We start from the raw sequence: 5297 nt of genomic DNA on the forward strand, positions 1-5297 counted from the left end.
CTTGGGTTGCATTAAGGCCGGAATGGCCCGTGAAATCATGGTGGACGATACTGGGATCGAACCAGTGACCCCTTCGATGTCAACGAAGTGCTCTACCGCTGAGCTAATCATCCATGTCGTCAGCGGGTCACAGGCGTCCTACAAAGAAATAGGACGCGGCATGAACCGCGTCAGTCGTGCGGTCTATAAAAGGAGTCGGAACGGGGATCAAGGGCTTTTGCTCAAATCATGAAATGCGTTACATTGGGCGTTGAAGGAGCCCGTTTTGCTGACATCCCCGTATCATCTGGCGCAGCCAATGTCCCGCACGACAAGCGTCGTTTTCGCCTCGCCGCATAGCGGGCGCGATTACCCGCCATCGTTTCTGCGCCGCTCGGTGCTGGATGCACGCGAAATCCGGTCGTCCGAAGACGCCTTTGTCGATCAGCTTTTTGCATCTGCGATCTCTCAGGGTGCGCCTTTGCTGACTGCGACAGCGCCCCGCGCCTTTCTGGACCTGAACCGTGGGCCGGATGAGCTGGACCCCGCCTTGGTCGAAGGGGCGCGGCGTTACGCGCATAATCCGCGCATCACAAGCGGGCTGGGCGTGATTCCCCGTGTCGTGGCGAACGGGCGGCAGATCTATCGTGGCAAGATGACGCTGGTCGAGGCGCATCAGCGTGTGACGCAGTATTGGCGCCCCTATCATGATCAGTTGCAGATGTTGCTGGACCAGAGCATCACCGCTTTCGGGGAGGCGATCCTGATTGATTGCCATTCCATGCCGCATGAGGCGTTGGAGAATATGGGCCCGCCCGGCGCTGGCCGTCCCGATGTTGTGCTGGGGGATCGGTTTGGCGCAACGGCTTCGGGCGGGGTCATGGACCGGATCGAGGCGGCTTTTGCCGATGCCGGACTGAAGGTCGCGCGCAACATGCCCTTTGCCGGAGCCTATATCGTGCAGCACTATGGTCGGCCGTCACGCGGGCAACATGCGGTGCAGGTGGAAATCGACCGCGCGCTTTACATGAACGAACGGACGCTGGAACCGAGCGCGGAATTTACGGCGTTTCGCGACCTGTTGGCGCGGGTGATTGCGCAGCTTGCCGATATCGGGCGGGTGCCGGAAGTACGGGTCGCAGCGGAGTAGGGTCCACCTTATCGCAGGGCGCGGCCCTTGATGATCGCATCGGCGCCGAATTTCTGCCGGATCGCATCGGCGGCCTTTTCCGCCTTGGCCCGCGTGCCTGCCCCGGGGTCGAGCAGATCGCCGGTACGGTCCGCACCTGCGGCGGCGGAAATCTCGGACAGGCCGACGCCCAGTAAACGGTAAGGTCCGGTGCCTGCCACCTGATCAAACAGACCCCGCGCCGTGCGATAGATCACATCTGCCAGTTGCGTTGGATGATGCAGGCTTTGGCGTTTCGAGATTAGTTTGAAATCCGATGTCTTCAGCTTCAGCTGCACGACGCGCCCGGCCTTGTCGGTTGCCTTGGCGCGTGCGCTGACCTTTTCGGCCATGCGCCAAAGATGTCCGTCCAGAATGTCGGGGTCGCGCGTGTCTTCGTGAAAGGTGGTTTCGTTGGACAGTGTCTTGACCGGCGCATTGGCCGTGATCCGGCGCGCGTCTTCGCCCCTTGCCAAGGCATAGAGCCGTTCCCCCGTGCTGCCGAACCGCGCGCGCAGGTCGCGCCGATCCCAGCGCAGCAGGTCGTCAAAGGTGCGGATGCCCGCGGATTCGAGGCTGGCCTGTGCCGCAGGGCCGATCCCCCAGATCAGCCGTACCGATCTGGGCCGTAGAAAGGTGGTGGTTTCGGCCTTGCCGATGATCGAAAAGCCGCGCGGCTTTTCGAGATCGGACGCGACCTTGGCCAGAAATTTATTGTGCGACAGCCCGATGGACCCGGTCAGGCCCAGTTCATCCTTCATCCGCTTGATCAGCCGTGCCAGCATGACGGCCGGCGGCGCGTGGTGCAGCCTGGCGGTGCCGCGCAGGTCCATGAACGCCTCGTCCAGCGACAGGGGTTCGACCAGCGGCGTCAGTTCATCCATCATCGCCCGGATCGCGCGGGATGCTTTGGTATAGGCGTCAAAGCGGGGTTTGATCACCACCGCTTCGGGGCAGAGCTTCAGCGCCTGAAACATAGGCATGGCGGATTTCACGCCTTTGATCCGCGCCAGATAGCAGGCGGTGGACACCACGCCGCGTTTGCCGCCGCCGATGATCACGGGTTTATCGGCAAGATCGGGATTGTCGTGCTTTTCGACCGAGGCATAGAAGGCATCGCAATCCATATGCGCGATGGACAGATCGAACAATTCGGGGTGCCGCGTCACGCGCGGTGACCGGCAGGCAGGACAGCGGGATTCGCTGTCGAATGTTGTTAGGCAATCGCGGCATAATGCGGGCATGGCGCATCATAAGCGCTGTGGGCGCACAAAAAAGAGACTTTCAGCATCCGGCGGGGATATTTGCTGTTGAAAAATGCGGGAAATGTTTGCGCGGCAGTGCTGTTTCGCCTATCGCTGCCGCATCACACGCCATCCGGGAGAGAACGGATATCCGTCGCCGAAGGAGCAACCGCCCCGGTCACTCTCAGGCATAAAGGACCGGTTGGGGTGCAACACGCCGAAGAGTGGCCTTGAATGGCCCGCCGAAGGAGCAAGCCCGGAAATGGGTGAATCTCTCAGGCACAGCAACGGCGGGGGCGAATGCGCGCAAGCGCCTATTGGCGGAGAAAAGCCATGCCTTCGATTGCTGTTATCGGTGCCGGGATTACCGGCGTCACCACTGCCTATTCCCTGATGATCCGCGGGTGCGACGTGACGGTCTATGACCGACAGCGTTATGCCGGGATGGAAACGAGTTTTGCCAATGGCGGCCAGTTGAGCGCCTCCAACGCCGAAGTGTGGAATCAATGGTCCACGGTGCTTAAGGGCATCAAGTGGATGTTGCAGGGCGATGCGCCCTTGTTTGTGAACCCGCGCCCCGGCTGGCACAAGGTCAGTTGGATGATGGAGTTTCTGGGGAATATCCCCAATTACAAATCCAACACGGTCAAGACCGCCCGTCTGGCTGTTGCTGCCCGTGCAGGGTTGGCTGAAATGGCGGATAAATCCGGCGTCGATTTCGATTTCAGCCCGGCGGGAATTTTGCATTTCTACAAAACCGACAAGGATCTGCGCCATGCCCGCATGGTGAATGGGTTGTTGCGCGAAGGCGGGCTGGACCGGCGTGAACTGACAGTTGATGAGGCGCTGGCGCGCGAACCCACCTTGCGCGGCGATATCATCGGCGGGTTCTGGACCGAAAGCGACAGCACCGGCGATATCCATAAATTCACCATTGGATTGGCGGAGTGGCTGAAAACCAAGGGTGTGCAGTTCAGGTTGGGCACCCCGGTCACTGACCTACATGTCAAGGATGACGGCGTTTACGTCGAATGCGGGGATGAGACGCGGTTTGACGGGATCGTCATTTCCGCCGGTGTCGCCAGCCGCAAATTCGCGGCCAAGCTGGGGGACCGGGTGAATATATATCCGGTCAAAGGCTATTCCATCACGGTCAATCTGAATGATCCGGCCAGTCAGGCGGCGGCGCCGACGACATCCTTGCTTGATGACAAGGCCAAGATCGTGACGTCGCGTCTTGGTCCCGACCGGCTGCGGATCGCGGGCACGGCCGAATTCAACGGTGAGAACCGCGATATTCTGGAACGCCGGGTGCGGCCTCTGATCCGATGGTGCGAGACGCATTTCCCTGATGTATCCACCGAAAACTGCGTACCTTGGGCGGGTCTGCGCCCGATGATGCCTAATATGATGCCGCGCGTGGGGCCGGGCAAGAATGACCGCGTGTTCTATAACACCGGCCACGGCCATCTGGGCTGGACGCTGAGCCCGGCCACGGCGGATGCCGTTGGTGCCGCTGTAATGGCGCGGTTTCGCAGCAACGCCCAGACAGGTGCGCAATTGCAAACGGCACCGCCTGTGCTTAAGTAAGCGCGCAGCAACAGACAGGATATGCCCATGACCCCCGATCCCTTTATCGCCGAGTTGATCGGGGCTAATATCGTGTATTTTGTGCTCGCGATTTTCATCATCGTCTGCATCATGGCGGGCGTGCGGATTGTGCCGCAGTCGGAAAAATATGTCGTGGAACGGTTGGGCCGTCTGCAATCGGTGCTTGGCCCCGGGATCAACTTTATCGTGCCGTTTCTGGACCGCGTGCGCCATCAGGTGTCGGTGCTGGAACGTCAGTTGCCGACCATGAAACAGGACGCGATCACGTCGGACAACGTACTGGTCCAGGTGGAAACGTCGGTGTTTTACCGGATCATCGAACCGGAAAAGACCGTCTATCGCATTCGCGATGTGGATGCCGCGATTTCGACGACCGTGGCCGGGATTGTCCGTTCAGAGATCGGTCGGATGGAACTGGATCAGGTGCAGGCGAACCGCGCCTCGCTGATCGATGCCGTGCGCGAACAGGTTGCCCAGCAGGTCGATGACTGGGGGATCGAAGTGACGCGCGCCGAGATTCTGGACGTGAACCTGGATCAGGCCACCCGTGCCGCGATGTTGCAACAACTGAATGCCGAACGTGCCCGCCGCGCGCAGGTGACAGAGGCCGAGGGCAAGAAACGGTCTGTCGAATTGCAGGCGGATGCCGATCTTTATGCGGCAGAGCAAGAAGCCAAGGCGCGTCGTGTGCTCGCGGATGCCGAAGCCTATGCCACGCAGGTCGTTGCCGGTGCGATTGCCGAGAATGGGTTGGAGGCGGCGCAATATCAGGTCGCGCTGAAACAGGTCGAGGCGATATCCAAAATGGGTGCAGGGCAGGGCAATCAAACTATCGTTCTGCCGGCCAATGCGCTGGATGCATTCGCCGACGCGTTCAAGATGCTGAAGGGACGCTGAGATGCTGCTGTGGGCAGAATGGTGGGTCTGGATGTCGGCGGCGCTGATCCTCGCCACGCTAGAGGTGTTGATCCCCGGTTATATCTTTCTGGGCTTTGCCATGGGCGCGGGCCTGATGGGTCTGCTGATCCTGTTTGGGGTATCGGCCAGCGGTCTTGCCCTGACGCTGGTGATCTTCGCGGTGTTGTCGCTTTTGTCTTACTTGGCTATGCGGCGGTTCTTCCGGTTGCGCAAAGGTCAGGTGAAGGTCTGGGAAACGGATATCAACGATTAGCGCGTGGATGAAGGCGATGATCCCGCACCATTCCATCGCGATCCTGACCAGCGAACGGGCCAATCTGGACGATCCGCGTGTTGTCGCCCTTGCTGGCGAGATCATCGAGGCCCAGCGGCGCGAG

At 60.4% G+C, this 5297-nt stretch carries 5 protein-coding genes, 1 tRNA gene, 1 pseudogene and 1 riboswitch; of the genes and pseudogenes, 5 read left to right on the top strand and 2 right to left on the bottom strand.

Going from position 1 to position 5297, the window contains the following annotated elements; all coding sequences use genetic code 11:
* Positions 1-38 precede the first annotated feature (38 nt).
* A tRNA-Val gene (locus ACK4TM_RS15145) sits at positions 39-113 on the bottom strand.
* 152 nt (positions 114-265) lie between these two features.
* Between ACK4TM_RS15145 and ACK4TM_RS15150 the strand changes: the two genes are divergently transcribed.
* Complete coding sequence (locus ACK4TM_RS15150) at positions 266-1129, top strand: N-formylglutamate amidohydrolase (protein WP_409702754.1); 864 nt, start codon at positions 266-268, stop codon at positions 1127-1129.
* A gap of 8 nt (positions 1130-1137) precedes the next feature.
* Here the strand turns inward: ACK4TM_RS15150 and ACK4TM_RS15155 are convergent, their stop codons facing one another.
* Positions 1138-2391 (bottom strand): DNA polymerase IV, encoded by a 1254-nt coding sequence (locus ACK4TM_RS15155; RefSeq protein WP_409702757.1) that lies wholly within the window; start codon positions 2389-2391, stop codon positions 1138-1140.
* Between the two features lie 207 nt (positions 2392-2598).
* Positions 2599-2692: riboswitch (glycine riboswitch) on the top strand.
* A gap of 32 nt (positions 2693-2724) precedes the next feature.
* Here ACK4TM_RS15155 and ACK4TM_RS15160 point away from each other — a divergent pair.
* From ACK4TM_RS15160 to ACK4TM_RS15175, 4 genes and pseudogenes are all read left to right on the top strand, one after another.
* Complete coding sequence (locus tag ACK4TM_RS15160) at positions 2725-3981, top strand: D-amino acid dehydrogenase (protein WP_409702759.1); 1257 nt, start codon at positions 2725-2727, stop codon at positions 3979-3981.
* Positions 3982-4008: 27 nt separating this feature from the next.
* Positions 4009-4899: an SPFH domain-containing protein gene (locus ACK4TM_RS15165; RefSeq protein ID WP_409702761.1), complete on the top strand. Its 891-nt coding sequence runs from the start codon at positions 4009-4011 to the stop codon at positions 4897-4899.
* Between the two features lies 1 nt (position 4900).
* A complete protein-coding gene (locus tag ACK4TM_RS15170) occupies positions 4901-5173 on the top strand; it encodes an NfeD family protein (protein WP_409702763.1) in 273 nt (90 codons plus the stop codon).
* Positions 5172-5297 (top strand): annotated as a pseudogene (locus tag ACK4TM_RS15175) (DUF305 domain-containing protein); the annotation flags it as partial. The gene ACK4TM_RS15170 and the pseudogene ACK4TM_RS15175, both read left to right, overlap by 2 nt.

The organism is Yoonia sp., assembly GCF_046292185.1.
Classification (GTDB): domain Bacteria; phylum Pseudomonadota; class Alphaproteobacteria; order Rhodobacterales; family Rhodobacteraceae; genus Yoonia.

Excerpts from the sequence above, each read along its gene's own strand:
- ACK4TM_RS15165 (WP_409702761.1), top strand. The coding sequence starts at position 4,009 with ATGACCCCCGATCCCTTTATCGCCGAGTTGATCGGGGCTAATATCGTG.
- ACK4TM_RS15170 (WP_409702763.1), top strand. The coding sequence starts at position 4,901 with ATGCTGCTGTGGGCAGAATGGTGGGTCTGGATGTCGGCGGCGCTGATC.
- ACK4TM_RS15155 (WP_409702757.1), bottom strand. The coding sequence starts at position 2,391 with ATGCCCGCATTATGCCGCGATTGCCTAACAACATTCGACAGCGAATCC.
- ACK4TM_RS15160 (WP_409702759.1), top strand. The coding sequence starts at position 2,725 with ATGCCTTCGATTGCTGTTATCGGTGCCGGGATTACCGGCGTCACCACT.